The sequence below is a fragment of the Rhizobium sp. WSM4643 genome, assembly GCF_025152745.1.
In the GTDB taxonomy this organism is placed as follows: Bacteria; Pseudomonadota; Alphaproteobacteria; order Rhizobiales; family Rhizobiaceae; genus Rhizobium; species Rhizobium leguminosarum_I.
The window spans coordinates 4,728,632-4,752,228 of the sequence record NZ_CP104040.1; the positions used below are offsets into that span (position 1 = coordinate 4,728,632).

The following is a 23,597-nucleotide window of genomic DNA, read 5'->3' on the forward strand; positions in this document are numbered from 1 at the left end:
ACCTCGGCTTCAGTCTTTCACGCTGGGCGGGACACGAGTGCGCGTATGAACCAGTATGACAGGAACAGGGTAAGCCGGCTCCCTGGCTGGCGCAGTTTTGAGCCGTCTCAGACTGCGCCGGAAGGCGTGCGCATGCGCAGTCCCGTCGTCCGTCCGGATGATTTCGTCCGGCCATCGCCCGAACCCGCGCCGCCACCCTTGCCGCTGCAGGCAACTATTGCGGAAACCCGCCAATATGAGCGTCCGGCGCCTCACCCTCAGCCTGCAAGACAGCCTGTCGTCGACGCGCCGTCGAATGCAGCGTCGGCACCTGCCGCCCCGCTTCTCGACCTCCGCTCCAGTATCGCCGCGATCTGGAGCCGGCGGTTGGTCGTGCTGGGGCTGGGCCTTCTCGGAGCTGTGGCTGGCGGGGCGGTGGCGCCGCGCATCGCCCAGAAATTCACCGCCGTCAGCAGCCTCTATTTCGATCCACGCCAGATCGGCCTTGCCGATGCCAGCGCGCAATCTTCGGGTCCCTCGCCGGAAATGATCTCGGCGCTGATCGACAGTCAGGTGCAGATCCTGACTTCGGGCAATGTGCTGCGCCGCGTTGCCGAAGCCATGAAGCTCGACCAGGATCCCGAATTCACCGGCGGCCGGACGGATGGCGCTGCCGTAATCGGCACTCTGCAGAAGGCGCTGGTGATCACCCGCGAGGCCAGCACCTATGTCGTCTCGCTTGCTGCCACGACCAACGATCCCGAAAAATCCGCAAGGCTTGCCAACCAGGTCGTCACCTCCTTCACCGAGGAGGAGGACAGCGCTTCGAACGGCATCTACGAAAACACCTCGTCGACACTTGACGGACGGCTCAACGACCTGCGCCAGAAGGTGCTGGAAGCCGAGCAGGCTGTCGAAACCTTCCGCGCCGACAACGACATGGCCGCGACCGAGGGGAACCTGATCTCCGACCAACGGCTCGTCTCGCTGAACACGATGCTGGTGACGGCACAGGAAAAGACCATCCAGGCGAAGGCGCGCGCCGATGCCGTCGCCAATCTCCGCGTCGAAGACATCGTCGCCGGCAACCAGGCGGAGGGCGGCGTCACCTCGCCGCTCGTCAGCCTGCGTCAGCAATATGCCACCCAGGCCGCCGCCGTCGGCAGCCTCGAAAGTCAGATGGGCACGCGCCATCCGCGCCTGCAGGCGGCCCGCTCCTCGCTGCAGAGCATATCAGTCGAAATCAAGGGCGAATTGCAGCGTCTCGCCACCTCGGCAAGGGGCGAATACGAGCAGGCCAAGTCCGCCGAGGACAGCATCGCCAAGGAGCTTGCCGTGCAGAAGGCGTTGCAGGCGAGTTCGTCGGACAAGCAGGTGGAATTGAACGAATTGCAGCGCAAGGCGACGGCGGCGCGCGATATCTACGAGACGGTGCTGAAACGCTCCAGCCAGACGAGCGAGGAGCAGAACTTCAATCAGAGTAACATTCGCGTCATTTCGCCGGCCGAGCCGCCGGTCAAGGGAGACGGTCCCGGAAAGACGATTCTATTGATTGCCGGCGTCATCGGCGGTTTTCTCGCCGGTTTCGTCGTCGGCGCCGGTTTTGCGATCCTCGCCGGCCTCTTCAGCCATCCCGTCATCAGAAGTTATTTTAGGAAGTCCCCCGCTGCAGCCGCTTGATGACGGTCGTCGGTTTTCCTACATCGGAAGGACGGGTTATTGCCGGCAGGAGAGTTCCCATGCGGCTGTTGATGATGCTTCTGATATCGCTCGTAGCCGTGTCGAGCCTCGCCCCGGCGTTCGCCTTTGCCGTCGACTGGACGAAATCCGTCGATTCGGGCGTTCAGCCTCTCTATCCCTACAAGGGTCTTCCCGGCGTCAAGGCGCAGCCGGACAAGAAAGAGGAGGAATCTTACAACTGCCGCACCGAAACCGTGCAGATCCGCCGCCGTTATGACGAAATCTTCCGTTCCGGCGGCATGCCGACGCTGATCTATGTCTGCGAACGCGACGGCTTGATTACCACGGGTGGCAAAGTTCCGCTCCGCGGCCACTATCAGCCGGTGCGGTAAACGCTTCGGGTCGACGCCGTCAGATGACGCCCGCTCAGGCCGACTGCTGCAACGCCGTGCTGTTGTGCTAGACTCCAGCGGCTGACGGCACAGACAACGGGCAAAGGCCCGGCGCGGCGGCGCGAAGAAAAAACCTCACTTCGGAATCCCGAAATACCTCCGCTTCGGGATTCCGACATTCGACGCCTTTCGCGGGCTGTCGTCATGGAGGAACATCCAATGATTTCAATCCCGCAACCAATTTGGGGATTCCGAAGTGCTGTATGGATTATGGTGGGAGTTCCCAGGCATACCTTGGCCGGATGGTTGCGGCTAAGCCTCCAGACTGAGCTGGAGTGGAGTGTCGTCTGCCTCGGCGACCTTAGGCTTACGTTTTGTTGCCGCACGGCGTAGTGGTTTGGTGGTCTTCGGCAGAGTATCGGAGCCGAGCTCGCCTGCCTCTGAGCTGGGCAGCAGCAGGCCGGCCGCAGGCGCCCCAGCGGCTAGCTCAATGACCGGCTTGGGGCGAGGCATTTCAATGGCCGGCTCGGTGGCCGACACCTCGCGTGCCTTTGACGGCTCGGGTTTGCTGGCTGCGGATGGGGCGAATCGGATCATTGCAAGACTCCATTGCGTTCTCTTTACGTTCGCATTTGGAGATGGGTGAGTCAATGCAGGCCAGCTATCAAGAGGGGCGGGAATAAGCGTCCAGAAATGAGGACTTCGGAGAGTTCTTGGGAGCTACCGAGCGAACAAGCCTTTGCGCGCATTATGACTGGCCCTTGCTACAAGGCACCTGCGCAACTTTCGTTGGAAAGGCTTAACTCCTTGATCTTGGTAGCGATCAAGAATGGAATGGTGCCCAGAAGAGGACTCGAACCTCCACACCCTTTCGGGTACCAGCACCTGAAGCTGGCGCGTCTACCAATTCCGCCATCTGGGCGACGGAGAGCGATGTAAGGGGGTGGCCCCTGACTGTCAACTGGGTTTTTGAAGTTTTTCTGACAGTTGGCGAAAAAGCAGCCGATCACATGCAAGGGAGCGCCGAAGGGTGGGCATAGCGCTCCCGTGGGCACGCCCTATATAGAGGAAATACCGAAAGGAATGCCTCATGCTTGCTCCCCGCACGCTTCTGCTCGCCGGTCTCTTGGCCGTTTTGTCACCCGCTATCGCCGGGGCCGATTCGCTGAAGCTGGGCAAGCCGGGCATCGGGCCGCTCAATACGGGATCGACGCTCTGCGATTTTCGCGGCTGCTTCGGTTTCGGGCCGCAGCAATGGCATCGCCCCGCCTATGTCCAGCCGAACTATCGTCCGCGCGGCGCGGGGCCGACCTATTACCGGCCGGGCGCTGCCGGGCCGCCGCAGCTGACCTATGATCCGCCGCCGGTGCAAAGGGTGCAGCCGAAGCCGCGCGACATGAACAGCCATGCCGCCTGGTGCAGCAACGAGTACCGCTCCTACAATCCGCGGACGGATCGTTTCCTCACCTATGAGGGCATCTACAAGACCTGCCGATCGCCCTACCGCTGAGCCGCGCGGTCAACTTTCGAGCGAGGCGCGGTCGACATGGCCGAGATCGCGACCGGGCTCGACGATGTCGCGGACCCGCTGTTTCAGCTCCCTCGGCCCGGGAAAACCGCCGTCGCGCTTGCGCTCCCAGATCAGATCGCCATTGACGCGGATCTCGAAATTGCCGCCGGTGGCGGGAATCAGCGCCACTTCGCCAAGACTGTCGGAAAAAGTATGCAGCAGCTCCTGCGCCATCCAGCTGGCGCGCAGCAGCCAGTTGCACTGGGTGCAGTAGAGGATCGTGACGCGGGCTTTCTCGGTCATGGCGATGTCCTTTCGTTTGCCGAGATTTAAGCCCTGTCGCGCGCCGGTGCAATCGCCTTACATAAGCGTCTTGCGCGCCGCTCTTCCGCATGGTCTCTTCCTGCGGTCGGTCATACCAGGAAGAGCCTATGCGCGTGGCAGTCATTGAAAATATGCGGAATACTGGCCTCGGCGCGCTTGCTGCAGCCCTTGACGAGGCGGGAGCGGAGATCGAGTGGTTCCGGGTCTGGCAGGACGGCATCCTGCCGAAAGATGTATCCGGCCATGACGCGCTGGTCGTTCTCGGCGGCGAGCAGAGCGCGCTGGATGACGAAATCCACTCCTACCTGCCGGAACTCGTCCGGCTCACGCGCCGCTTCGGCGATGCCGGCAAGGCGGTGCTCGGCATCTGCCTCGGCAGCCAGATCCTCGCCCGCGCCTATGGCGCCGACAATCTGTTGGGTGCTGCATGTGAATTCGGCTGGCACGGGATCGGCGTCACCGCCGAGGGCCGGGCCGATCCGCTGCTATTGGCGCTAGGCGGCGAATTCACCATCTTCGAATGGCATGCCGACACGTTTTCCCTGCCCGAGGGCGCAGTCCGTCTCGCCTCGAGCCCCGTCGCCGAAAACCAGGCCTTCCGCATCGGTCGCGCCGTCTATGGCACCCAGTTCCATTTCGAGGCCAATGCAGCGGTCGTCGCGCAGTGGAAGGCCGAATTCCCCGATACGATCGAGCGCATTGCGCCGGGCTGGCTGGAGAACCATGCCGAACTGGCGGCAAGACATGCCGGAGCTGCCGATGCTGCAGGCCTTGCCATCGCGCGTGCCTGGGTCAGCCTGATCGAGCAGCAAGAGGTCGAAATGCTGTCGCGGGCCTCGGCGTGAGAGGCGATCCGATGCCGGCCAGCGAACGCGAAAAGATGGCGGCCGGCGAATGGTATTGCTGCCTTGATGATGAGCTCGACCTCCTGCGCCGGCAGGCGCGCTCAGCCGTCCACGCGCACAATACGTTGCCGCCGGATGAGCGCGGTGCGGTCGCGCCAGCCCTGAGGGCGCTCTTTGCGCAGGCTGCGCCTGATATCTTCATCGAAGCACCGTTTCACTGCTCCTACGGCATCAATATTGTTCTCGGCGAACGCGTCTATTTCAATGCAGGCTGCACCATCCTCGATTCCGGCCGCGTGACGATCGGCGACCGCAGCATGTTCGGCCCCGGCGTGCAGATCTATTGCGCCGAGCATCACAAGGAGCCGGCACTTCGCAGCACCGGCATCGAGATTGCCCGGCCGGTCACGATCGGCGGCGATGTCTGGATCGGCGGCAGCGCCATCATCCTCGGCGGCATCACCATCGGCGACGGTGCGATCGTCGGGGCCGGTGCGGTGGTGACGAGGGATGTGCCGGCCGGCGCAACCGTGGTCGGCAATCCAGCCCGCATCCGCTAGAGCAATTCCAGCAAAAGTGCGTAGCGGTTTTGCGTCCGGAATTGCGTGAAAACAAAGAGATAGAATATTTCCGGGATTCGGAGAAAAACGGAAATGCTCTAACGCCGGCAAAGCCGCCGTTCCGCGATGATCTTGCCATCTCGACAGCAGCGATCATTCCGCTAGATGAGAGGGCAAAACGGGAGGGAATCATGAGCGAACTGAATTTACCGATGGAAGGCGGCTGCCGTTGCGGCCGGGTGCGATTGAAAATCAGCGCCCCGCCGCTACTCACCATGGCCTGCCATTGCACGGGGTGCCAGAAGATGACATCGAGCGCCTATTCGCTGAGTGCGGCCATCCCCAGCGAAGGCTTCGAGGTGACGCAAGGCGAGCCGGTGATCGGCGGCCTGCACGGCGCCACGAAGCATTATTTCTGCCCGCATTGCATGAGCTGGATGTTCACTCGGCCGGAAGGCATGGACTGGTTCGTCAATCTGCGCGCGACCATGCTCGACGACCCCAGCTGGTTCACGCCCTTCATCGAGACCTGGACGAGCGAGAAGCTGTCATTTGCCGAGACCGGGGCGGTGTATAGCTACGAGGCGCTGCCTGAGATGGATGCCTATGAGGGGCTGGTGAAGGAATATATGGGCAGGGGATGAGGCTTAGAAACCCTGGAAGAGAAAGTCGACGGCAGCGATAATGCGATCGCTGTCGGCGGTAAGATCCGCCACCACGCCTCCAATCTCCTTTACGGAAATTGCGCCGGTGAATTGGGTAGCCATTACATAGGGCAGGTCATTGATCACGAATTGTGGATTGAGCTGACGCATGATTTTGGGAAGAGCTTCCAATGGAAGCATCGGCGCCATGGTCCGCGTTGTCAATTCACCAAGCAAGTCGGACTGCAGATCGAGGGCGAGCGCGTCGGTATGCGTGAGATTATAAACATGAAACCGAGCCATCAGAACTGTCGATATTTCTGAAACGGCAGACCGTGCTTTTCGACATAGGCATTGGAAGCGGCAATAGCCTCAGCGTTCTCGATGCGCCAAAGCCGCTCTCGCTCCGCCTTTATGGCCTTTGCGATGCCGTCCTCCGCCGCACGGGATATATTGATCTGGAGCTCGCGCGCCTGAGAGACGAGGCCTTCGTCAAGAGACAGGTTCGCTGCTTTTCTCGTCTGCTGAGCCATAACGACCTCCTCAATTTATGCGCACATTATATGCGCATAAAATGCCATTGAAAAGCGTTATTCGTCGCCCATCTTCAACGCTGCGATGAAGGCTTCCTGGGGAATTTCCACCTTGCCGAACTGGCGCATGCGCTTCTTGCCGGCCTTCTGCTTGTCGAGCAGCTTGCGCTTCCGGGTGGCGTCGCCGCCGTAGCATTTCGCGGTCACGTCCTTGCGTAGCGCCGAAATCGTCTCGCGGGCTATGACGTTGCCGCCGATCGCCGCCTGGATCGGGATCTTGAACATGTGCTTCGGGATCAGCTCCTTGAGCTTCTCGCACATGTCGCGGCCGCGCTTTTCGGCAGCCGTCCGGTGCACCATCATCGACAGCGCGTCGACCGGCTCGCCGTTGACGAGGATCGACATCTTCACGAGGTTGCCCTCGCGATGGTCGGTCAGCGTGTAGTCGAAGGAGGCATAGCCCTTCGAGATCGACTTCAGCCGGTCGTAGAAATCGAAAACGACTTCGTTGAGCGGCAGGTCGTAGGTCAGCATTGCGCGCGTGCCGACATAGGTAAGTTCGATCTGGATGCCGCGCCGGTCCTGGCAGAGCTTCAGGATGCCGCCGAGATAGTCGTCGGGCGTCAGGATCGTCGCGCGGATCCACGGCTCGTGGATTTCCGAGATCTTGACGACATCGGGCATGTCGGCCGGGTTGTGCAGCTCGCGCTCCGTGCCGTCGGTCATGTACATCTTGTAGACGACCGAGGGCGCGGTAGCGATGAGGTCGAGGTCGAACTCGCGCTCCAGCCGTTCCTGGATGATTTCGAGATGCAGCAGCCCGAGGAAACCGCAGCGGAAACCGAAGCCGAGAGCGGCGGACGATTCCATTTCGAAGGAGAAGGAGGCGTCGTTGAGGCGAAGCTTGCCCATGGCGGCGCGCAGATCCTCGAAATCGGCGGCGTCGACCGGGAAGAGGCCGCAGAACACCACCGGCTGGGCCGGCTTGAAGCCCGGCAGCGCCTGGGCCGTCGGCCGCTTGTCTTCGGTGATTGTATCGCCGACGCGGGTATCGGCCACTTCCTTGATCGAGGCGGTGATGAAGCCGATCTCGCCGGGGCCGAGGCTGTCGATATTCACCATCTTCGGCGTCAGCACGCCGACGCGCTCCACCTGGTATTTCGCATCGGTGCCCATCATCCGCACCGTCTGGCCCTTGGTCAGCACGCCGTCGATGACGCGCACCAGAACCATGACGCCGAGATAGGCGTCGTACCAGCTGTCGACGAGCAGCGCCTTCAGCGGCGCCTTCTCGCCGCCGGGGCTCTTCGGCGCCGGCAGCTTGTGGACGATCGCCTCCAGCACGTCGGGAATGCCGAGGCCGGTCTTTGCCGAAATCAGCACCGCTTCCGATGCATCGATGCCGATCACTTCCTCGATCTGTTCCTTGATGCGGTCGGGTTCGGCCGCCGGCAGGTCGATCTTGTTGAGGACGGTGACGATCTCGTGGTTGTTGTCGATGGCCTGATAGACGTTGGCGAGCGTCTGCGCTTCGACGCCTTGGCTAGCGTCGACGACAAGCAGCGAACCCTCGCAGGCCGACAGCGACCGCGAGACTTCATAGGCGAAGTCGACGTGGCCGGGCGTGTCGATCAGGTTGAGAATGTATTTCTCGCCGTTATTGGCCTGGTAGTGCAGGCGCACGGTCTGCGCCTTGATGGTGATGCCGCGCTCGCGCTCGATATCCATGTTGTCGAGCACCTGCTCGGACATTTCGCGCTCGGCAAGGCCGCCCGTCGTCTGGATCAGCCGGTCGGCCAGCGTCGATTTGCCGTGGTCGATATGGGCCACGATCGAAAAGTTGCGGATATGGGACAGCGGAGTGGTGGAATTGGTGCTCATGCGCGCCATATAGCAGCGCCGCCCCCTGCCGCAAAGCGGTAATTATCCCGCTGTTTACGCTATGACGTCCTGTGCCGAGCCCTATCGGACCGGCCACGTCTCCTGCCGCCAGGCCGAATCCCAGAACATCCATTCATATTGCGAGGCGCGCACGAAGACATCGGTCATTTGAGCCCGCTCAACCGGCGATGCGGCGCGGGCGGCGATGTCGGTCAACGCGATCACTTCGCGGGCACCGGCGGCAAATTGCGGATCGCCATAGGTGTTGATCCAGGCCTGGAAGGCATTGCCCTCGATAACAGGCCGGTTCTTGATCGCTTCGCCGACATGCCAGTAGATCCAGAAGCAGGGAAGGATCGAGGACAGCGCCACCGCGTAGGAGCTGTGATAGGCGGTGGCGAGCAGGAAGTTCGTATAGGCAAAGCCGGCAGGCGAGGGTTCGGCTGATGTGACGTCCTCAGATGTGATGCCGAATTGGGTGAGGAAGCCTGCATGCAGGCCCTGCTCGACGGTGATTGCCTTCTGTGCCGAACCGAGGAAGCGCAGGACCTGTGCATTGTCGGGCGCCTTGGCCGCGACGATCGCAAGGCATCGCGCATAGTGCTTCAGGTAGAGCGCATCCTGCAGGATATAGTGCCGGAAAACCTCCGGCGGCAATGTGCCGTCCGAAAGGCGCTGCAGCAGCGGCAAGGCCTCGATCTCGGCCATGATCGGCGCGATCCTGTCCCAGGCGACAGCCGTGAAGCTTCCCGTCAGTTCCGTGCTCTGCGTGCTGGCGTCCATTGCTCTCTCCTCGGACTACGCCGCCATATATGGACGGCGCAGCGGCGAAAGCAAGGCGCGTTTGACCGCTTTTCATAGGCACTTGATTCCATCATCGGATAATGTATTTCTCTTATAGTGGAATCATGAGACCTGAAAATGGAACCGGAACTCGAACAGGCGATCGGCATCCGCATCCGCACGCTGCGGCAGGAAAAGGCTCTGACGCTCGATGATCTTGCTGCCGCCTCCGGCGTCAGCCGGGCGATGATCTCGCGCATCGAGCGGGCGGAGGCGAGCCCGACCGCCTCGCTGCTGGCAAGGATCTGCGCCGCGCTCGGCCTGTCGCTGTCGGCCTTCTTTGCGGAAGAGGGGCAGGCCTCGCCGCTCGCCCGGAGGCAGGAACAGCAGGTCTGGCGCGATCCGGAGACCGGTTATCTCAGGCGGTCTGTTTCACCCCCGGGCACGGCTTCCGATGTCGATATCGTCGAGGTCGAATTCCCGGCCGGTGCCCGCGTCAGCTTCCCCCCGCATGCGAGCGCCCATGGCATGACGCAGCATATCTGGCTGTTCGACGGCGAGCTGGAGATGACGGCGGGCGAGACCGTCTACCGGCTGCGCCCGGGCGATTGCCTCTTCATGCCGGTCGGCGAGGGTCACGTCTTCCACAATCCGGGCAACGCGCCGGCACGCTATTGCGTCGTCCTCGATCGCGGCGCCCGATAGAAGCATTTCATTTCAGGAGAACAGCATGCCTGCTATTCGTACCCTTTCCGCCGAGGAGGCCCGCGCCGCCATTCCGGCTCTTTCGGAAATACTTGTCGATTGCGTCGCTGGCGGCGCCTCCGTCGGTTTCATGCAGCCCTATGGGCCTGAAGATGCCGAGCCCTATTGGCGCGATGTCGCCGATGCCGTTGCCACCGGCGCCAATCTGCTGCTGGTCGCGGAACTCGGCGGCAGGATCGTCGGCACGGTGCAGGTGGGCGCCGCGCAGATGCCGAATCAGCCGCATCGCGGCGACCTGAAGAAGCTGCTGGTGCATCGCTCGGCCCGCGGCAAGGGGCTCGCCCGGCTGCTGATGGATGCCGCCGAGCGCGAGGCGGCAAGCCGCGGCAAGACCCTGCTTGTGCTCGATACGGCAACCGGCAGTGATGCCGAGGCGATCTATCCGCGGCTGGGCTGGCAGCGCGTCGGCGTCATTCCCGATTATGCGCTGTGGCCGGAAGGCGGCTTTTGCGCCACCACCCTGTTCTACAAGCGGCTCGCCTGATTGCGCCGGCCCCGCTCACGCCGGCCTGGCGAAGACAGGAAGCGTGCCACCAAGCGTCGCGCCCGCTGTCCATTGCGCGGCATTCCAGCCGAACTGTCGCGCCGCTTCGATATTTTCGGCCATATCGTCGATGAAGGCGATCTCGCCGGGCAGCACGCCGGCCCGCTCTGTCGCCAGCCGGAAGAAATCGGGCGAAGGTTTGCTGTGTCCGAGTGCTGCGGAATAGATGATGTCGTCGAAATGCGCGCTAAGGCCGATCTGCTCCATCAGGTAACGCGCCCGGCTATGTTCCTGGTTGGTCGCCAGCAAGAGGGTGATGCCGCTTTGCCTGAGAGCAGCGAGCTCTTCCAGCAGATTGAGATCGAGTCGGGAATCGTTTTCGAACCAGTAGTCGATCAGCGTTTCGGCGCTGAGATGGGGTGCGATTTTTGCGAGAACGCCGGCGAGCCTCGGCTCCAGCGCCGCGTGGCCGATGATGATATCGCGCCAGTGAGTCTGGAAGAATTCCTGCTGCAGCAGGTCGAGGCGCAGGCCGAGATCGCGCTCCAGATAGGTGAAGAGAGGCAGGCCATCGGTCGGGCGACCATGAATGAGCACGCCGTCGACATCGACCATCAGCACTTTCATGCGGAAATTTTCCTCGTTCTCAAAACACCGGCGAAAGTGGCGTCATTATTCCAGACGATCAAGAGCCCGCGCCGCTTTTTTGTCAGGGCCGAGCCGTGTAAATCTCCATTGTCAATCAAGGGCAGGATCTGAAATGCGCGTCATCTATTCCGAGGATCACAAGCTGCGCGATGCCAAGACGGAGCTGCACGCCGGCCAGCTGGTGACGCCCTTCGAGGCGCCGTTTCGCGCCGAATGGATCCTCGCGGCGGTCAAGCAGGCGGGCTTTACCGACGTGGTGGCGCCCGATGCGCACGGGCTGGAAACGGCTCGAAAAGTGCATGATCCCGACTATCTGGATTTTCTCGCCACCGTCTGGGACCGCTGGGTGGCGGCCGGTTTCACCGGCGAGGCGATCGCCAATTCCTTCGCCGTTCGCCGCACCAGCCAGCGCGTGCCCGACAATATCGTCGGTGCAATCGGCCATTACGCCAATGCCGCCGACACCTCGATCACCAAGGGCTCCTACGAGGCGGCGATCGCTTCCATGCGCTGTGCCGTCACCGGCGCCGACTGGCTGACGCGAGGCAATCGTTTCGCCTTTTCGCTCTGCCGCCCGCCCGGCCATCATGCAGGCATCGATCTCTTCGGCGGATATTGCTTCATCAACAATTCGGGCGTCGCGGCGCAGTGGCTGCTCGATCACGGTGCGAGGAAAGTCGCGGTGCTGGATGTCGATTTCCACCATGGCAACGGCACCCAGGATCTCTTCTATCACAGAGGCGACGTCTTCACCGCCTCGCTGCATGGCGATCCCATGCACGCCTTTCCCTATTTCCTCGGCCATGCCGATGAGGAAGGCGAGGGGGAGGGTACCGGCGCCAACCGCAACTATCCGATGCCGCCGGGCACGCCTTGGGATGTCTGGTCTTCGGCCCTTTCCGATGCGCTCACCCGCATCAAGGCCTTCGGCGCCGAGGCGATCGTCGTGGCGCTCGGCGTCGACACCTTCGAGCGCGACCCGATCTCTTTCTTCAGCCTCACCTCCGACGATTTCACCCGCATGGGCGCGATGATCGCTTCCGCCGGCCTGCCGGTGCTGGCCTGCATGGAGGGCGGCTACGGCGTGCCGGAGATCGGCCTCAACGTCGCCAATGTCCTCAAAGGTCTGGAAGCCTGATCACCGCCGATGACCGACGAGACTGTTCCATCCCTCCCGACATCACGCATGCTGAGCTGGGCGCGCAATTCCGCTATCTATCGCCTCGAGCGGCGGATGATGACGGAAAAGCAGCTCTTTGACGCCATCACCCGCAAGGCGAAGGAGACATTCGAAGATATCAGCGCGGCGCAACTTAAGGCCGTTGCCGATTTCGCGGTCAAATTTGCCTATGACAACAAGGTGCTCGACGACAGCGCCTATGCGGAGATCAGCACGCGCTCGGCCGTGCGCGGCGGCAAATCGAAGCGCGCGATCGCCCAGAAGCTTGCTGCCAAGGGCGTCTCCAGCGACAAGGTCGAAGTGGCACTTGAGGAGGCTGACGATCTCTATGCCGCCGCGATTTTTGCCCGCAAGCGCGCCTTCGGCCCCTTCCGCCGGGTCGAGCTCGACGAAAAGCGAAAGGCCAAAGAGCTTTCGGCTTTTGCCCGCAACGGCTTCAGCTTCGACATCGGCAGGAAGGTCTTCGAGATGAGCGTCGAAGATGCCGAAGAGGTCATCCTTGCTGGCCGTCGCTGATATTGCATCGCCGCGGCCGGGGAGATCGCCGATACCGGCCCCTCATCCGGCTGCCGCCACCTTCTCCCCGCTCGCGGGGCGAAGGGGATATGCCGCGACCTCTCCGTCCCACTTCGCTCTTGCAGGGCAGGTCCCCTCGCCCCGTTTACGGGGAGAGGGTTAGGGTGAGGGGCACTTATCGGCGATCTCCTGGGCCAAGGCGCGGGATCGATCCCGCACCGCCGGCCGATCTTCGGCGCTTCGGCATCAGCGCTCTTGATCCCGGCATGAAAAGTTTGAATTTGGTTCTCCCCCGTCTTCGGCTTAGAACCGCGCCAGGATCGGGGGCCACATGGACATCAAGAATATCGAGACCGGGACGGATGGCGCAGGTTTGATGGCGCAGCCGGGCGTATCGACGGTTTCGGGCGGCTTGGCGGCCGGGGTCGCGATGTGCCTGATGTCGATGTCTTCGATCCAGTTCGGCGCGGCATTCTCGTCGTCAGCCATTGCGACCTATGGCGTTGCCGGTGCCACCTGGCTGCGGCTCGCTTTTGCGGCGATTATTCTTGCCGTCGTCGTCAGGCCTTCGGTGCTGCGTTATAGCGGCGCCCAATGGCGGGCGACATTGCTGCTCGGCACGACGACGGCCGCCATGACGCTCTGCTTCTTCGCGGCGATCCAGCGGCTGCCGCTCGGCCTGGCAATCGCCATCGATTTCCTCGGGCCGCTCTCGGTCGCGGTCTTCGGCTATGGCCTGACCTGGCGGCTCGCCTGGCCGTTGATCGCTGCGGCCGGCATCCTCTTTCTCGCCCATGACGGCGAAGGCTGGGTCGGCAATCCCTCAGGCGTCCTCTTCGCCCTCGGCTCGGCGGTGGGATGGGCGGTCTATATCCTGCTGACGAAGAAGGTCGGCGCTGCCTTCAAGGGACTGGAAGGCCTCTCCATGTCGCTGATCGTCGCAGGCCTTGTCGCGACACCCTTCGGTTTGGTGGAGACGGCGGGTGCCTTCACGCTGAAGGGACTGGCCGAGGTTCTCGGCCTTGCCATCCTCGTGCCGCTGCTGCCCTATGCGCTGGAGATGGTGGCGCTGCGGCGCATGCCGGCGGCATCCTTCGGTATCCTGATGAGCCTCGAACCGGCGATCGGCGCCCTTGCCGGTTTTCTGATCCTCGCCCAGCCGATGACCGTGCTGCAGATGCTGGGAACGGCGCTCGTCGTGGCGGCCAGTGCCGGCGCCACCGCCTCGGCGGCGAAGACCTAGAAATGTATCAGCGTTTTTCCGTTGAGGTCGTCTCTATACGATAGATCAGGCGGGTTTGCGCGTGGGATCGTTGAGTGCCGGATTGTAGAACAGCGACAGAGTCAGGCTCTTGGCGATCCGTTCCGCCGTCGCCATGAACCAGGCCTTGGCCTCCGGCGATGGGGCGATATCGTCGAGCGTTGCGGCAAACAGCGACAGCCACTTCGGAAAGAGATCGGGTGTGAGGTTCGCAACACCGGTATGCGCTTGCACCGGCTTGCCGCCATAGGCGCCGCTGCGGAAGGCAACGGCCGACCAGAAGCTCTTCATCTTTTCCATATGCTGTGGCCAGCGGCCGGACAGCCTGGCGTCGAACACCGGGCCGAGATCGGGATGTGTTAACACGCGCCCGTAAAAGGTCTCGACCAGCCTGTCGATGAAAGCCTCGTCGACGCCCATGTCCCGCATTTCGGCCTCCGCCCTTTCGCGGATCGCCGCGACATGAGCAGGGCGGCCCTGAATATCATTGTCCATTCCAAAACCCCGGCGCCGCGTGATGCGGCGCCTCTCATATAGGTGTTTATGGCAGCGCGCCAAAGTCGCCCGCGCCACTTGCGGCAATCTGTCAGCTGGCCTGCTCCATGCCCTTGACCGTCACCACCTCCTTCTTTAGATTTAGAATTATTCTAAAAATTGGAGAGAGTCATGCTGGCGCGGTTTTTCAGATCCCCGAAACGATCTTTCGAGTCGCTCTCCGAGCAGGAGATTCTCGCCCTTGGGATCGCTTCCGAGGAAGACGATGCCCGCATCTATCTCGCTTATGCTGACAGGCTTCGCCGCGAATTTCCGGCCTCGGCCAAGGTTTTCGAGGACATGGCCGAGGTCGAGGATACCCATCGCAAGTCATTGATCGACATCCATCGCCAGCGTTTCGGTGAGCGCATTCCGTTGATCCGGCGCGAGCATGTGGAGGGATTCTACGAACGCAAGCCGGACTGGCTCAGGGCAAACCTTTCGCTGGATGCGATGCGCAGGGAAACGGAGGCGATGGAGGAGCAGGCCTATCGCTTCTATGTCGAGGCGGCAAAGCGGACCTCGGACGCTTCGACGCGCCAGCTTCTCGGTGATCTCGCGCTTGCTGAACAAGGGCATGAAGATATCGCCCGTATGCTCGGAGACAAACATACGCCCGAAGACGTCAAGCATGACGAGGACGAGACGGTGCGCCGGCAATTCGTGCTGACCTATGTGCAGCCGGGCCTTGCCGGGCTGATGGACGGCTCGGTCTCGACGCTGGCGCCCATCTTCGCCGCCGCCTTCGCCACGCAGGATACTTGGCAGACCTTCCTCGTCGGCCTTTCAGCCTCCGTCGGCGCCGGCATTTCGATGGGCTTCACCGAGGCCGCCCATGACGACGGCAAGATCTCCGGCAGAGGCTCGCCGGTCAAACGCGGCCTTGCCTGCGGCATCATGACCGCGCTCGGCGGCCTCGGTCATGCCTTGCCCTATCTGATCCCGCATTTCTGGACGGCGACCATCACCGCCGCCATCGTCGTCTTCTTCGAACTCTGGGCCATCGCCTTCATCCAGAACCGCTACATGGAAACCCCCTTCCTGCGCGCCGCCTTCCAGGTGGTGCTCGGCGGCAGCCTGGTGCTCGGCGCTGGTATCCTGATCGGCAATGGGTGAGTTGCGGTCGGGCATAGCCCGAGCAATCGATCCAGTGAATCGATTGCAGCGACGAACGCCCTGAGCTCAAGCGAAGGGCCGGGAGACGGTAAATTATTTGGTCCCGGTCGCGTTTGCGAAGGCTCAAGAGGCGGCACGACTGCATTTTTGCCCTTCGCTTGCGCTCAGAGCATTCGCGGCTTCGCCGCTCACCCCCTTGCATGCCGGCATCTTCTCCCCGCTGGGGAGAAGGGGACTCGTGGCGGCGCCTCGTTCCCCTTGCGACATTGGTTTGGGAATGACACCGGTGCGTCTTGCTCCCCCTTCTCCCCAGCGGGGAGAAGATGCCCGTAGGGCAGATGAGGGGGGTGAGGAGCGGAAGCGACGAACGCCTTGAGCGCAAGCGAAAGGCAGCCCCTGTATAAAGAACCACCCACAAAAACAAAAAGGCCGGCAAACCGCCGGCCTTTCCACATTCTCTATTGCGACCCTTACCGCAGCGCGCCGACCAGGACGTCGCGGTCGTTTTCGATGGTGACCCAGCGGCCGGCATTGTAGCTCGACTGGCGCTTGACGAAGGAATAGGGCGTACCAAACCACGGCTTGACGTCGGAGGCGAGGTTGTCGAGCACAAAATCGCCCTCGGCGGTGCGCAGCGTCAGCACGGCATGGCCTTCGCCATCCGGCTTGCGCACGACCGTCATCAGCAGATCGGCAGCCGAAAAGCCGCGCTGGATCAGCATGCGGCGCTTCAGCAGCGCGAAATCTTCGCAGTCGCCGGCAGTGGTCGGGTAGGCCCAGACCTCATCCTTGCCGTAGATTTCCTTGTCGGTCATCGGCGTGATCGTGCGGTTGACCGTGGCGTTGACCGAACGCACCAGCGACCACTTCCCCGGGTTCATGGCAACCGGGCCTGCGTTGCGGTTTGCGCCGCATTCGCTGCGGTGGATCTGACAGAAATCGTAGTGCCCGATCGGCTGTGAGGTGGCATTGCCTGTCACCATGGAAGCATTTCTGCTGGGGGCTGGTATGGCGGCCGTCGCCATCGCAAACATGGCCATCATGGCCACAAAGATACCCTTGATCCGCACGCCCGCTCTTTCCTTGCATCGCCCTTATTTATTAACAAAGTGTTAATGGAGAGGGCCGGAAAGAGTCAATCGTTACTTCTTGGGAGGACCTTGCGACTCGCCGGTATGGTTAAAATGCAACGGCTTGGGGAGCCTGCATCAGGCGAATTTATCCGCCTCTGCCGTCCAAGCGGGCATCTGCCTATTTGTTGATGAACGGATGATGCCTTTGACGGCACTCAAAAGAAGCGCGATATCGCCGGGGCGGGAAAGGCGGTGATCGCCGTCGCGGACGAAGGTCAGCACCACGTCGTCGGCGGGAAGATGTTCGACCAGTTTCATCGCATGCGCATGCGGCACGTCGGGATCTTTCATGCCTTGGAGGATATGCACCGGGCAGCCGGTTTCGATGATGCCGTCGAGCACCCGGTTCCTTCGGCCGTCCTCGATCAGCGCCCGTGTATAGATGTTCGGTTCCGGGCTATATTGCGAGCGCTCTTCGAAATAGCCGCGCTCGGCAAGTGACTTGCGCTCCTTGGCCTTCAGGTTCGGCTCGATCAGCTCCGAGGTGAAATCGGGTGCCGGCGCGATCAGCACCATCCCTGCGAGCTTTGGCCCTGCGAGCTTTGGCCCTGCGAGCTTTGGGCCTGCGAGCTTTGGGCCTTCGAGCGTTCCGCCGCCCTGTCGCGCAAGTTCCTGCGCCAGCCTGAGCGCGATCCAGCCGCCCATCGACGAGCCGACGAGGATCACCCGGTCGGGCGCGACATGACGGATGACGGCAAGCGCTTCCTCCAGCCAGCGCGAGATCGTGCCGTCGCCGAAGCTGCCGCCGGAAAGTCCGTGGCCGGAATAATCGAGGCGGATGCAGGCGAGCCCAAGCTCCGCCGCCAGCCCGTCGAGTTCCACCGCCTTGGTGCCGCTCATGTCGGAGCGGTAGCCGGACAGCCAGACGAGCGCCGGTGCGCCGTTGCCCGCCTGCGCCGGGCGGACGAGCATGGCGATGTCACGCGCCGCCTCGCCCTCGCCGACCGTCAGGAACTGCGGCTGGGCATTGGACATCTGATCGGACATCGGCGAAACTCCTGTTGTTTTGGCCTATAAAACAGATTCTTGGCAGGCTGACAGCGGGTGATTTTTCCGCTAAAGGATGATATTGACTCCGTTGCAGCGATGACGCGACACGTTTGTGCACCCCTGATTGGGAGCGCGATGCTGCAACGTTCCGAAACAACGCGAGGAGAATACGACCATTCGCAGACCTTTTAAAACCGACGCGCCCGTGAAGGACGGACCGCGCTCGAACCGTGAAATCCGCATTCCCAAAGTTCAGCTGATCGGGGCTGACGGAGAGAATATGGGCGTCGTGCCTACCGACCAGGCCTTGAGAATGGCGGAAGAAGCCGGACTCGATCTCGTCGAAATTTCCCCCAATGTCGAACCGCCTGTGTGCAAGATCCTCGATCTGGGCAAGCTGAAATATGCCAACCAGAAGAAGGCTGCCGAGGCGCGCAAGAAGCAGAAGATCGTCGAAGTCAAAGAAATCAAGATGCGCCCGAACATCGACACCCATGATTACGAGGTGAAGATGAAGGCGATGGGTCGCTTCTTCGACGAAGGCGACAAGGTCAAGGTGACGCTGAAGTTCCGCGGCCGTGAAATGGCCCACCAGGAACTCGGCATGAAGCTTCTGCAGCAGGTCAAGGCCGATACGATCGAGTTCGCCAAGGTCGAAGCCGAACCGAAGCTCGAAGGCCGCCAGATGATGATGGTGCTGGCGCCGAAGTAAGCGCCAGGCAGTTTTTCGCCCAAGGCCGTCCGCAAGGGCGGCTTTTGTGCTTTCTGCCACTGTATTTTGGGAGCAGCGAAGATTCCTCCGCCGCCCCGTTGCACTTTCATGACGCTGCGGTTATAAGCGCGCGTCCGAACTGACCGGCAGGGCATGCCGTGGCAGTTTCGAATGCTTGCGGAACGGTTCGTCGCCGATGCCGTAGATCAACAACAAACGCTCCCGCACCTTGTTGCGACGGCCGGAGAACCGGACTTCGCGAGAAGGGCTTTTTTGATAAAGCGCGCAGGGAGGACAGAAGGAGTAGCAAAATGCCCAAGATGAAGACGAAGTCCTCTGCCAAGAAGCGGTTCAAGATCACCGCAACCGGCAAGGTCAAGGCTGCCGCTGCTGGCAAGCGCCATGGCATGATCAAGCGTACCAACAAGTTCATTCGCGATGCACGTGGCACCATGGTTCTCGCAGAACCGGATGGCCGCAAGGTTATCAAGAATTACCTGCCGAACGGTCTCTGAGACTCGTCCGCGAACGCTAGATTTAAGGAGATCATGATATGGCACGTGTAAAAAGAGGCGTCACCTCTCATGCCAAGCACAAGAAGGTTCTGAAGGCAGCAAAGGGCTTTTATGGCCGCCGCAAGAACACCATCCGTACCGCCAAGGCTGCTGTCGATCGTTCGAAGCAGTACGCCTACCGCGACCGCAAGGTCAATAAGCGCAACTTCCGTGCGCTTTGGATCCAGCGCATCAACGCCGCCGTGCGTGAATTCGGCCTGACCTACGGCCGCTTCATCGACGGCCTGAACAAGGCTGGCATCGAAGTCGACCGCAAGGTTCTCTCCGACATGGCGATCCACGAGCCGGAAGCATTCGGCGCGCTGGTCAGCGCTGCCAAGAAGGCTCTTGAATACCTCAAGGAAGCCGGCACGGCGAACGAGTTTGAAGGCGCGATCAAGTAACTAGCGCTTCCCAAGCTTTTGAATTTATGATTTTGGGAAACCCGCGCTGGTTTGGGCTAGCGCGGGTTTTTCTTTCTTTATATTCCTGGCGCCGGCCGGCGCCGCCTGCCTCCCGATCGCCCGCCTGATACTGGACGGAAAGAAGTGACAATGTCAGATATCGACCAGCTCAACACATCGCTGCTCGCCGAAATCGCCGCCGCCGATGACGAAACGGCGCTGGAAGCCGTGCGCGTGTCCGCCCTCGGCAAGAAGGGCTCCGTCTCCGAACTGTTGAAGACGCTCGGCGCCATGACGCCGGAGGAGCGCCAGAGCAAGGGCGCGGCGATCAACGTTCTGAAGAATGCGGTGACCGAGGCGCTCACTGCCCGCAAGACGACGCTCCGGCAAGCGGCGATCGATGCTCGGCTGAAGGCCGAAACGGTCGATGTCAGCCTGCCGGTGCGCTCTTCGCCGGCCGAGCGAGGCCGTATCCATCCGATCAGCCAGATCGTCGATGAGATCACCGCGATCTTCGCCGACATGGGCTTCTCGATCGCCGAAGGTCCCGACATCGAGACCGATTATTACAACTTCACCGCGCTGAATTTCCCCGAAGGCCATCCGGCCCGCGAGATGCACGACACTTTCTTCTTCAACCCGGATGAAAATGGCGAGCGCAAGGTCCTGCGCACCCATACCTCGCCGGTGCAGGTGCGCACCATGGAGGCGCAGACGCCGCCGATCCGCATCATCATTCCCGGCAAGACCTACCGCCAGGACTCGGACGCCACGCATTCGCCGATGTTCCATCAGGTCGAAGGCCTGGTGGTCGACAAGAAGGCCAATGTCGCCAACCTCCGCTGGGTGCTGGAAGAATTCTGCAAGACCTTCTTCGAGGTCGATAGCGTGACGATGCGTTTTCGCCCGTCCTTCTTCCCCTTCACCGAGCCCTCCTTCGAGGTCGATATCCAGTGCGACCGCTCCGGCCCGATCGTCAAGTTCGGCGAAGGCACCGACTGGATGGAAATCCTCGGCTGCGGCATGGTCCACCCGAACGTGCTGCGCTACGGCGGGCTCGATCCGGACGAATATCAGGGTTTCGCCTGGGGCATGGGCCTCGACCGCATCGCCATGCTGAAATACGGCATGCCCGACCTGCGCGACTTCTTCAACGCCGACGTCCGCTGGATGACGCATTACGGCTTCCGCCCGCTCGACATGCCGACGCTGTTCGGCGGCCTCAGCGCTTGAACGGAGAATTGGGACGATGAAATTCACGCTCTCCTGGCTGAAAGAGCATCTGGAAACGGATGCCGGCCTCGATGAAATCTGCACGCGCCTCACCGAGATCGGGCTGGAGGTCGAGGATGTCGACGACAAGGCGGCCTTCAAGCCCTTCGTCATCGCCAGGGTCGTCTCGGCCGAAAAACACCCGCAGGCCGATCGGCTGAAGGTGCTGATGGTCGATACCGGTTCCGGCGCGCCGGTCCAGGTCGTCTGCGGTGCCCCGAATGCGCGTATCGGTCTCGTCGGCGCCTTCGCAGCGCCCGGAACCTATGTTCCCGGTATCGATGTGACGCTTGCCGTCGGCAATATCCGCGGCGTCGAAAGCCATGGCATGATGTGCTCCGAAAAGGAGCTGCAGATCTCCGACAGTCACGACGGCATTATCGACCTGCCGGACGACGCGCCTGTCGGCACGAGCTATGCCGCCTACGCTCATCTCGATGATCCGGTTATCGAGATCAACCTGACGCCTAACCGGCCGGACTGCACCTCGATCCACGGCATCGCCCGCGATCTCGCCGCCTCCGGTCTCGGCACGCTGAAGACGCGGCCCGCCCCGTCCTTCGCCGTCGAAGGCGAGACGCCGGTGAAGCTGACGCTCGATCTCGACGATCCGAAGCTCTGCCCGGGCTTTGCGCTGCGCCTCGTACGCGGCGTCCGGAACGGCCCGAGCCCGCGCTGGATTCAGCAGCGGCTGATCGCCATCGGCCTGCGCCCCATCAATGCGCTTGTCGATGTCACCAATTACATGACCTTCGATCAGGGACGGCCGATCCATGTCTTCGATGCCGCCAAGATCAATGGCAACCTGACTGTCCGCCGCGCCGCCGAAGGCCAGACGGTGCTGGCGCTCGACCAGCGCGAATACAAACTGTCGCCGAACAACGTCGTCATATCAGATGAAAACGGTATCGAATCGATCGGCGGCATCATGGGCGGCGAACATTCCGGCTGCGACGAAAACACCGTCGACGTGCTGATCGAATCTGCCCTCTGGGACCCGATGAACATCGCCAAATCAGGCCGCAGCCTGGGCATTATCACTGACGCCCGCTACCGCTTCGAACGCGGCGTCGATCCGAACTATATGGTCCCCGGTCTCGAACGCACGACGGAACTGGTGCTGGAACTTTGCGGCGGCAAGGCCGCCAAGGCCGAGATCGTCGGCTACAAAGGTTACGAACCGAAGATCGTCGATTTCCCCTATTCTGAGGTCAAGCGCCTGACGGGCCTCGACGTCTCGAATGAGGAGAGCGACACGATTCTGACGCGTCTTGGCTTCAAGGTCTCGGGTTCCGGCGAGCGCGTCTCCGTCGCTGTCCCCTCCTGGCGCCCCGATGTCGACGGCAAGGCCGATCTCGTCGAGGAGGTCATGCGCATCCACGGCGTCGACAATATCAAGCCGGCGCCGCTCGAAAGCCATGCGGCCGTCAACGGCAAGATCCTGACGACGCTGCAGATCCGCACCCGCCTCGCCAAGCGGGCGCTGGCCGCGCGCGGCATGCTCGAAGCCGTCACCTGGTCCTTCATTCCGGAAGACCAGGCAAAACTCTTCGGCGGCGGTTCGCCGGCCCTCAAGCTTGCCAACCCGATCGCCGCCGAAATGTCGGATATGCGCCCGTCGCTTCTGCCGGGCCTGCTGACCGCAGCCCAGCGCAATGCCGACAGGGGTTACGGCGATGTCGCGCTCTTCGAGGTCTCCGGCACTTATGAGAATGACAGGCCTGAGGGTCAGCGACGCGTGGCCGGCGGCATTCGCCGCGGCACGGCCTCGCTTGCCGGCGCCGGTCGCGCCTGGTCGAACCCCGCCAAGGGCGGCGGCAAGCCGGTCGACGTCTTCGACGCCAAGTCCGATGCGCTCGCCGTCATCGAAGCCTGCGGCCTGCCGATGGGCAATATCCAGATCGAGCAGGGCGGACCGGAATGGTATCATCCCGGCCGCTCCGGCACGATCAAGATGGGACCGAAGGTCGTGCTCGGTTATTTCGGCGAATTCCATCCGCTGACGCTGGAAGCGCTCGATGTCTCCGGCGCGCTCTGCGGCTTCGAGGTCTATGTCGACGCCATGCCGGAGTCCAAGCGCAAGGCGACGCGGACCAAGCCGGCGCTCGAACTGTCGCCCTTCCAGGTGGTGCGGCGCGACTTTGCCTTCGTCGTCGACAAAACGGTGGAAGCAGGCGCCATCGTCAAGGCCGCCACCGGCGCCGACCGCAAGCTGGTGACCGGCGTCAATGTCTTCGACATCTTCGAGGGAGCATCGGTTGGCGACGGCAAGAAATCGGTGGCGATCGAGGTTCAGATCCAGCCGGTCGAGCGCACGCTGACGGATGAGGATTTCGAAGCGCTGACGCAGAAGATCGTCGCCAGCGTTGCGAAATTCACCGGCGGTGTCCTCAGAAGCTGAGCTTCACCCAACGTAGCCAGATAATGGACCGGTCGCAAATAACGGCCGGTCTTTTCACAGATGCAGATGGTAGAGCTTACTGACGATCGTCCAGCGGCCGTCGATCTTCAGCAGCGAGAGATAATCGGTAAAGCGCATGCCGGCGAAATCGTCGGTGACCTTGACGCTCGCCGCATCGCCTTCGACATCGACGCTCTGGATGTCCATGTAGGGCTGCGTGCCGGGCGGCGCCGGCTCCTCCTGCAGGATCGCGGCGATGAATTCGTCCCGCGTCAGCCATTCGACCGCATTTTCGTAATGGCCGATGATCGAGCTTTTCGGATGAAAGGCCTTTTTCAAGGCTGCCTCATTTGCGAAGGCCATGCCTTCGACATAGAGATGAACCGTCTGTTCGACTGCCTGCCTGTCCGACATATTTTCATCCCGTTCTCAGAGATGGCGTTAAATAGTTTCGCCAGCCCCGAAGGCAAGCCCGGCTGGTTGCGCCGACCGGGCT

The 23,597-nt window shown here is 62.0% G+C and carries 28 protein-coding genes and 1 tRNA gene; 17 read left to right on the plus strand and 12 right to left on the minus strand.

The window, feature by feature from the left end:
* Window positions 1–45: 45 nt before the first annotated feature.
* Entirely contained in the window at window positions 46–1,659 is a 1,614-nt protein-coding gene (locus tag N1937_RS23200) for a GumC family protein (RefSeq protein WP_260057074.1), read from the plus strand.
* A 59-nt stretch (window positions 1,660–1,718) separates the two neighbouring features.
* Complete coding sequence (locus N1937_RS23205; protein ID WP_170277248.1) at window positions 1,719–2,051, plus strand: hypothetical protein; 333 nt, start codon at window positions 1,719–1,721, stop codon at window positions 2,049–2,051.
* A 312-nt stretch (window positions 2,052–2,363) separates the two neighbouring features.
* Here N1937_RS23205 and N1937_RS31440 read toward each other — a convergent pair whose 3' ends face one another.
* Both N1937_RS31440 and N1937_RS23210 read right to left on the minus strand, forming a co-directional pair.
* Window positions 2,364–2,648, minus strand: a complete 285-nt coding sequence (locus tag N1937_RS31440) for a poly(hydroxyalkanoate) granule-associated protein (protein ID WP_311202826.1) — start codon at window positions 2,646–2,648, stop codon at window positions 2,364–2,366.
* 238 nt (window positions 2,649–2,886) lie between these two features.
* A tRNA-Leu gene (locus N1937_RS23210) sits at window positions 2,887–2,973 on the minus strand.
* 168 nt (window positions 2,974–3,141) lie between these two features.
* On the opposite strand from N1937_RS23210, the gene N1937_RS23215 reads away from it, so the two are divergent.
* The gene (locus N1937_RS23215; RefSeq protein WP_170262511.1) at window positions 3,142–3,561 is read left to right on the plus strand and encodes a BA14K family protein; all 420 of its coding nucleotides are present in this window, start codon (window positions 3,142–3,144) and stop codon (window positions 3,559–3,561) included.
* 9 nt (window positions 3,562–3,570) lie between these two features.
* Here N1937_RS23215 and N1937_RS23220 read toward each other — a convergent pair whose 3' ends face one another.
* On the minus strand, window positions 3,571–3,864 hold the full coding sequence (locus N1937_RS23220; protein ID WP_017966569.1) for a SelT/SelW/SelH family protein: 294 nt from the start codon (window positions 3,862–3,864) through the stop codon (window positions 3,571–3,573).
* Between the two features lie 89 nt (window positions 3,865–3,953).
* Here N1937_RS23220 and N1937_RS23225 point away from each other — a divergent pair, with 89 nt between their 5' ends.
* The 3 genes from N1937_RS23225 to N1937_RS23235 all read left to right on the plus strand — a co-directional run bounded on the left by N1937_RS23225 (window position 3,954) and on the right by N1937_RS23235 (window position 5,934).
* Complete coding sequence (locus tag N1937_RS23225) at window positions 3,954–4,730, plus strand: type 1 glutamine amidotransferase (RefSeq protein ID WP_170277249.1); 777 nt, start codon at window positions 3,954–3,956, stop codon at window positions 4,728–4,730.
* Between the two features lie 11 nt (window positions 4,731–4,741).
* Window positions 4,742–5,290: a sugar O-acetyltransferase gene (locus tag N1937_RS23230; RefSeq protein ID WP_017966571.1), complete on the plus strand. Its 549-nt coding sequence runs from the start codon at window positions 4,742–4,744 to the stop codon at window positions 5,288–5,290.
* A gap of 191 nt (window positions 5,291–5,481) precedes the next feature.
* Complete coding sequence (locus N1937_RS23235) at window positions 5,482–5,934, plus strand: GFA family protein (protein WP_222280107.1); 453 nt, start codon at window positions 5,482–5,484, stop codon at window positions 5,932–5,934.
* 3 nt (window positions 5,935–5,937) lie between these two features.
* On the opposite strand, the gene N1937_RS23240 is transcribed toward N1937_RS23235, so the two are convergent.
* The 4 genes from N1937_RS23240 to tenA all read right to left on the minus strand — a co-directional run bounded on the left by N1937_RS23240 (window position 5,938) and on the right by tenA (window position 9,131).
* Window positions 5,938–6,237, minus strand: a complete 300-nt coding sequence (locus N1937_RS23240; protein WP_170262514.1) for a CcdB family protein — start codon at window positions 6,235–6,237, stop codon at window positions 5,938–5,940.
* Window positions 6,237–6,467, minus strand: a complete 231-nt coding sequence (locus N1937_RS23245) for a type II toxin-antitoxin system CcdA family antitoxin (RefSeq protein WP_017966574.1) — start codon at window positions 6,465–6,467, stop codon at window positions 6,237–6,239. The genes N1937_RS23240 and N1937_RS23245 overlap by 1 nt, the downstream gene beginning before the upstream one ends.
* Before the next feature lie 57 nt (window positions 6,468–6,524).
* Window positions 6,525–8,357, minus strand: coding sequence for a translation elongation factor 4 (gene lepA / locus N1937_RS23250; RefSeq protein WP_017966575.1), 1,833 nt, complete (start codon window positions 8,355–8,357; stop codon window positions 6,525–6,527).
* A 72-nt stretch (window positions 8,358–8,429) separates the two neighbouring features.
* Complete coding sequence (gene tenA / locus N1937_RS23255; RefSeq protein ID WP_260057075.1) at window positions 8,430–9,131, minus strand: thiaminase II; 702 nt, start codon at window positions 9,129–9,131, stop codon at window positions 8,430–8,432.
* Window positions 9,132–9,269: 138 nt separating this feature from the next.
* Here tenA and N1937_RS23260 point away from each other — a divergent pair, with 138 nt between their 5' ends.
* Window positions 9,270–9,836: a helix-turn-helix domain-containing protein gene (locus N1937_RS23260; protein ID WP_170257524.1), complete on the plus strand. Its 567-nt coding sequence runs from the start codon at window positions 9,270–9,272 to the stop codon at window positions 9,834–9,836.
* A gap of 25 nt (window positions 9,837–9,861) precedes the next feature.
* Window positions 9,862–10,380: a GNAT family N-acetyltransferase gene (locus tag N1937_RS23265; RefSeq protein ID WP_170257525.1), complete on the plus strand. Its 519-nt coding sequence runs from the start codon at window positions 9,862–9,864 to the stop codon at window positions 10,378–10,380.
* 15 nt (window positions 10,381–10,395) lie between these two features.
* Here the strand turns inward: N1937_RS23265 and N1937_RS23270 are convergent, their stop codons facing one another.
* A complete protein-coding gene (locus tag N1937_RS23270) occupies window positions 10,396–11,007 on the minus strand; it encodes an HAD-IA family hydrolase (protein WP_260057076.1) in 612 nt (203 codons plus the stop codon).
* A 133-nt stretch (window positions 11,008–11,140) separates the two neighbouring features.
* Here N1937_RS23270 and N1937_RS23275 point away from each other — a divergent pair, with 133 nt between their 5' ends.
* The 3 genes from N1937_RS23275 to N1937_RS23285 all read left to right on the plus strand — a co-directional run bounded on the left by N1937_RS23275 (window position 11,141) and on the right by N1937_RS23285 (window position 13,967).
* On the plus strand, window positions 11,141–12,166 hold the full coding sequence (locus tag N1937_RS23275) for a histone deacetylase family protein (protein ID WP_260057077.1): 1,026 nt from the start codon (window positions 11,141–11,143) through the stop codon (window positions 12,164–12,166).
* Window positions 12,167–12,175: 9 nt separating this feature from the next.
* Window positions 12,176–12,724, plus strand: a complete 549-nt coding sequence (gene recX / locus N1937_RS23280) for a recombination regulator RecX (RefSeq protein ID WP_260057078.1) — start codon at window positions 12,176–12,178, stop codon at window positions 12,722–12,724.
* Between the two features lie 331 nt (window positions 12,725–13,055).
* Window positions 13,056–13,967, plus strand: a complete 912-nt coding sequence (locus N1937_RS23285; protein ID WP_260057079.1) for an EamA family transporter — start codon at window positions 13,056–13,058, stop codon at window positions 13,965–13,967.
* 45 nt (window positions 13,968–14,012) lie between these two features.
* On the opposite strand, the gene N1937_RS23290 is transcribed toward N1937_RS23285, so the two are convergent.
* Window positions 14,013–14,480, minus strand: a complete 468-nt coding sequence (locus N1937_RS23290) for a group III truncated hemoglobin (protein ID WP_260057080.1) — start codon at window positions 14,478–14,480, stop codon at window positions 14,013–14,015.
* A gap of 171 nt (window positions 14,481–14,651) precedes the next feature.
* On the opposite strand from N1937_RS23290, the gene mbfA reads away from it, so the two are divergent.
* The gene (mbfA, locus tag N1937_RS23295; RefSeq protein WP_017966584.1) at window positions 14,652–15,635 is read left to right on the plus strand and encodes an iron exporter MbfA; all 984 of its coding nucleotides are present in this window, start codon (window positions 14,652–14,654) and stop codon (window positions 15,633–15,635) included.
* 470 nt (window positions 15,636–16,105) lie between these two features.
* On the opposite strand, the gene N1937_RS23300 is transcribed toward mbfA, so the two are convergent.
* Both N1937_RS23300 and N1937_RS23305 read right to left on the minus strand, forming a co-directional pair.
* Window positions 16,106–16,705, minus strand: coding sequence for a transglutaminase-like cysteine peptidase (locus N1937_RS23300; protein WP_017966585.1), 600 nt, complete (start codon window positions 16,703–16,705; stop codon window positions 16,106–16,108).
* Between the two features lie 138 nt (window positions 16,706–16,843).
* The gene (locus N1937_RS23305; RefSeq protein WP_260057081.1) at window positions 16,844–17,755 is read right to left on the minus strand and encodes an alpha/beta hydrolase; all 912 of its coding nucleotides are present in this window, start codon (window positions 17,753–17,755) and stop codon (window positions 16,844–16,846) included.
* Window positions 17,756–17,933: 178 nt separating this feature from the next.
* Here N1937_RS23305 and infC point away from each other — a divergent pair, with 178 nt between their 5' ends.
* The 5 genes from infC (at window position 17,934) to pheT (ending at window position 23,101) form a co-directional block, all read left to right on the plus strand.
* The gene (gene infC, locus N1937_RS23310; protein ID WP_075225634.1) at window positions 17,934–18,470 is read left to right on the plus strand and encodes a translation initiation factor IF-3; all 537 of its coding nucleotides are present in this window, start codon (window positions 17,934–17,936) and stop codon (window positions 18,468–18,470) included.
* Between the two features lie 311 nt (window positions 18,471–18,781).
* The gene (rpmI, locus tag N1937_RS23315) at window positions 18,782–18,985 is read left to right on the plus strand and encodes a 50S ribosomal protein L35 (RefSeq protein WP_003570998.1); all 204 of its coding nucleotides are present in this window, start codon (window positions 18,782–18,784) and stop codon (window positions 18,983–18,985) included.
* Between the two features lie 38 nt (window positions 18,986–19,023).
* Entirely contained in the window at window positions 19,024–19,428 is a 405-nt protein-coding gene (rplT, locus tag N1937_RS23320) for a 50S ribosomal protein L20 (RefSeq protein WP_017966587.1), read from the plus strand.
* 150 nt (window positions 19,429–19,578) lie between these two features.
* Window positions 19,579–20,661, plus strand: coding sequence for a phenylalanine--tRNA ligase subunit alpha (gene pheS / locus N1937_RS23325; protein WP_024322278.1), 1,083 nt, complete (start codon window positions 19,579–19,581; stop codon window positions 20,659–20,661).
* Between the two features lie 16 nt (window positions 20,662–20,677).
* Window positions 20,678–23,101 (plus strand): phenylalanine--tRNA ligase subunit beta, encoded by a 2,424-nt coding sequence (pheT, locus tag N1937_RS23330; protein ID WP_260057082.1) that lies wholly within the window; start codon window positions 20,678–20,680, stop codon window positions 23,099–23,101.
* Between the two features lie 54 nt (window positions 23,102–23,155).
* On the opposite strand, the gene N1937_RS23335 is transcribed toward pheT, so the two are convergent.
* The gene (locus N1937_RS23335) at window positions 23,156–23,515 is read right to left on the minus strand and encodes a nuclear transport factor 2 family protein (protein WP_017966590.1); all 360 of its coding nucleotides are present in this window, start codon (window positions 23,513–23,515) and stop codon (window positions 23,156–23,158) included.
* Window positions 23,516–23,597: the final 82 nt, after the last annotated feature.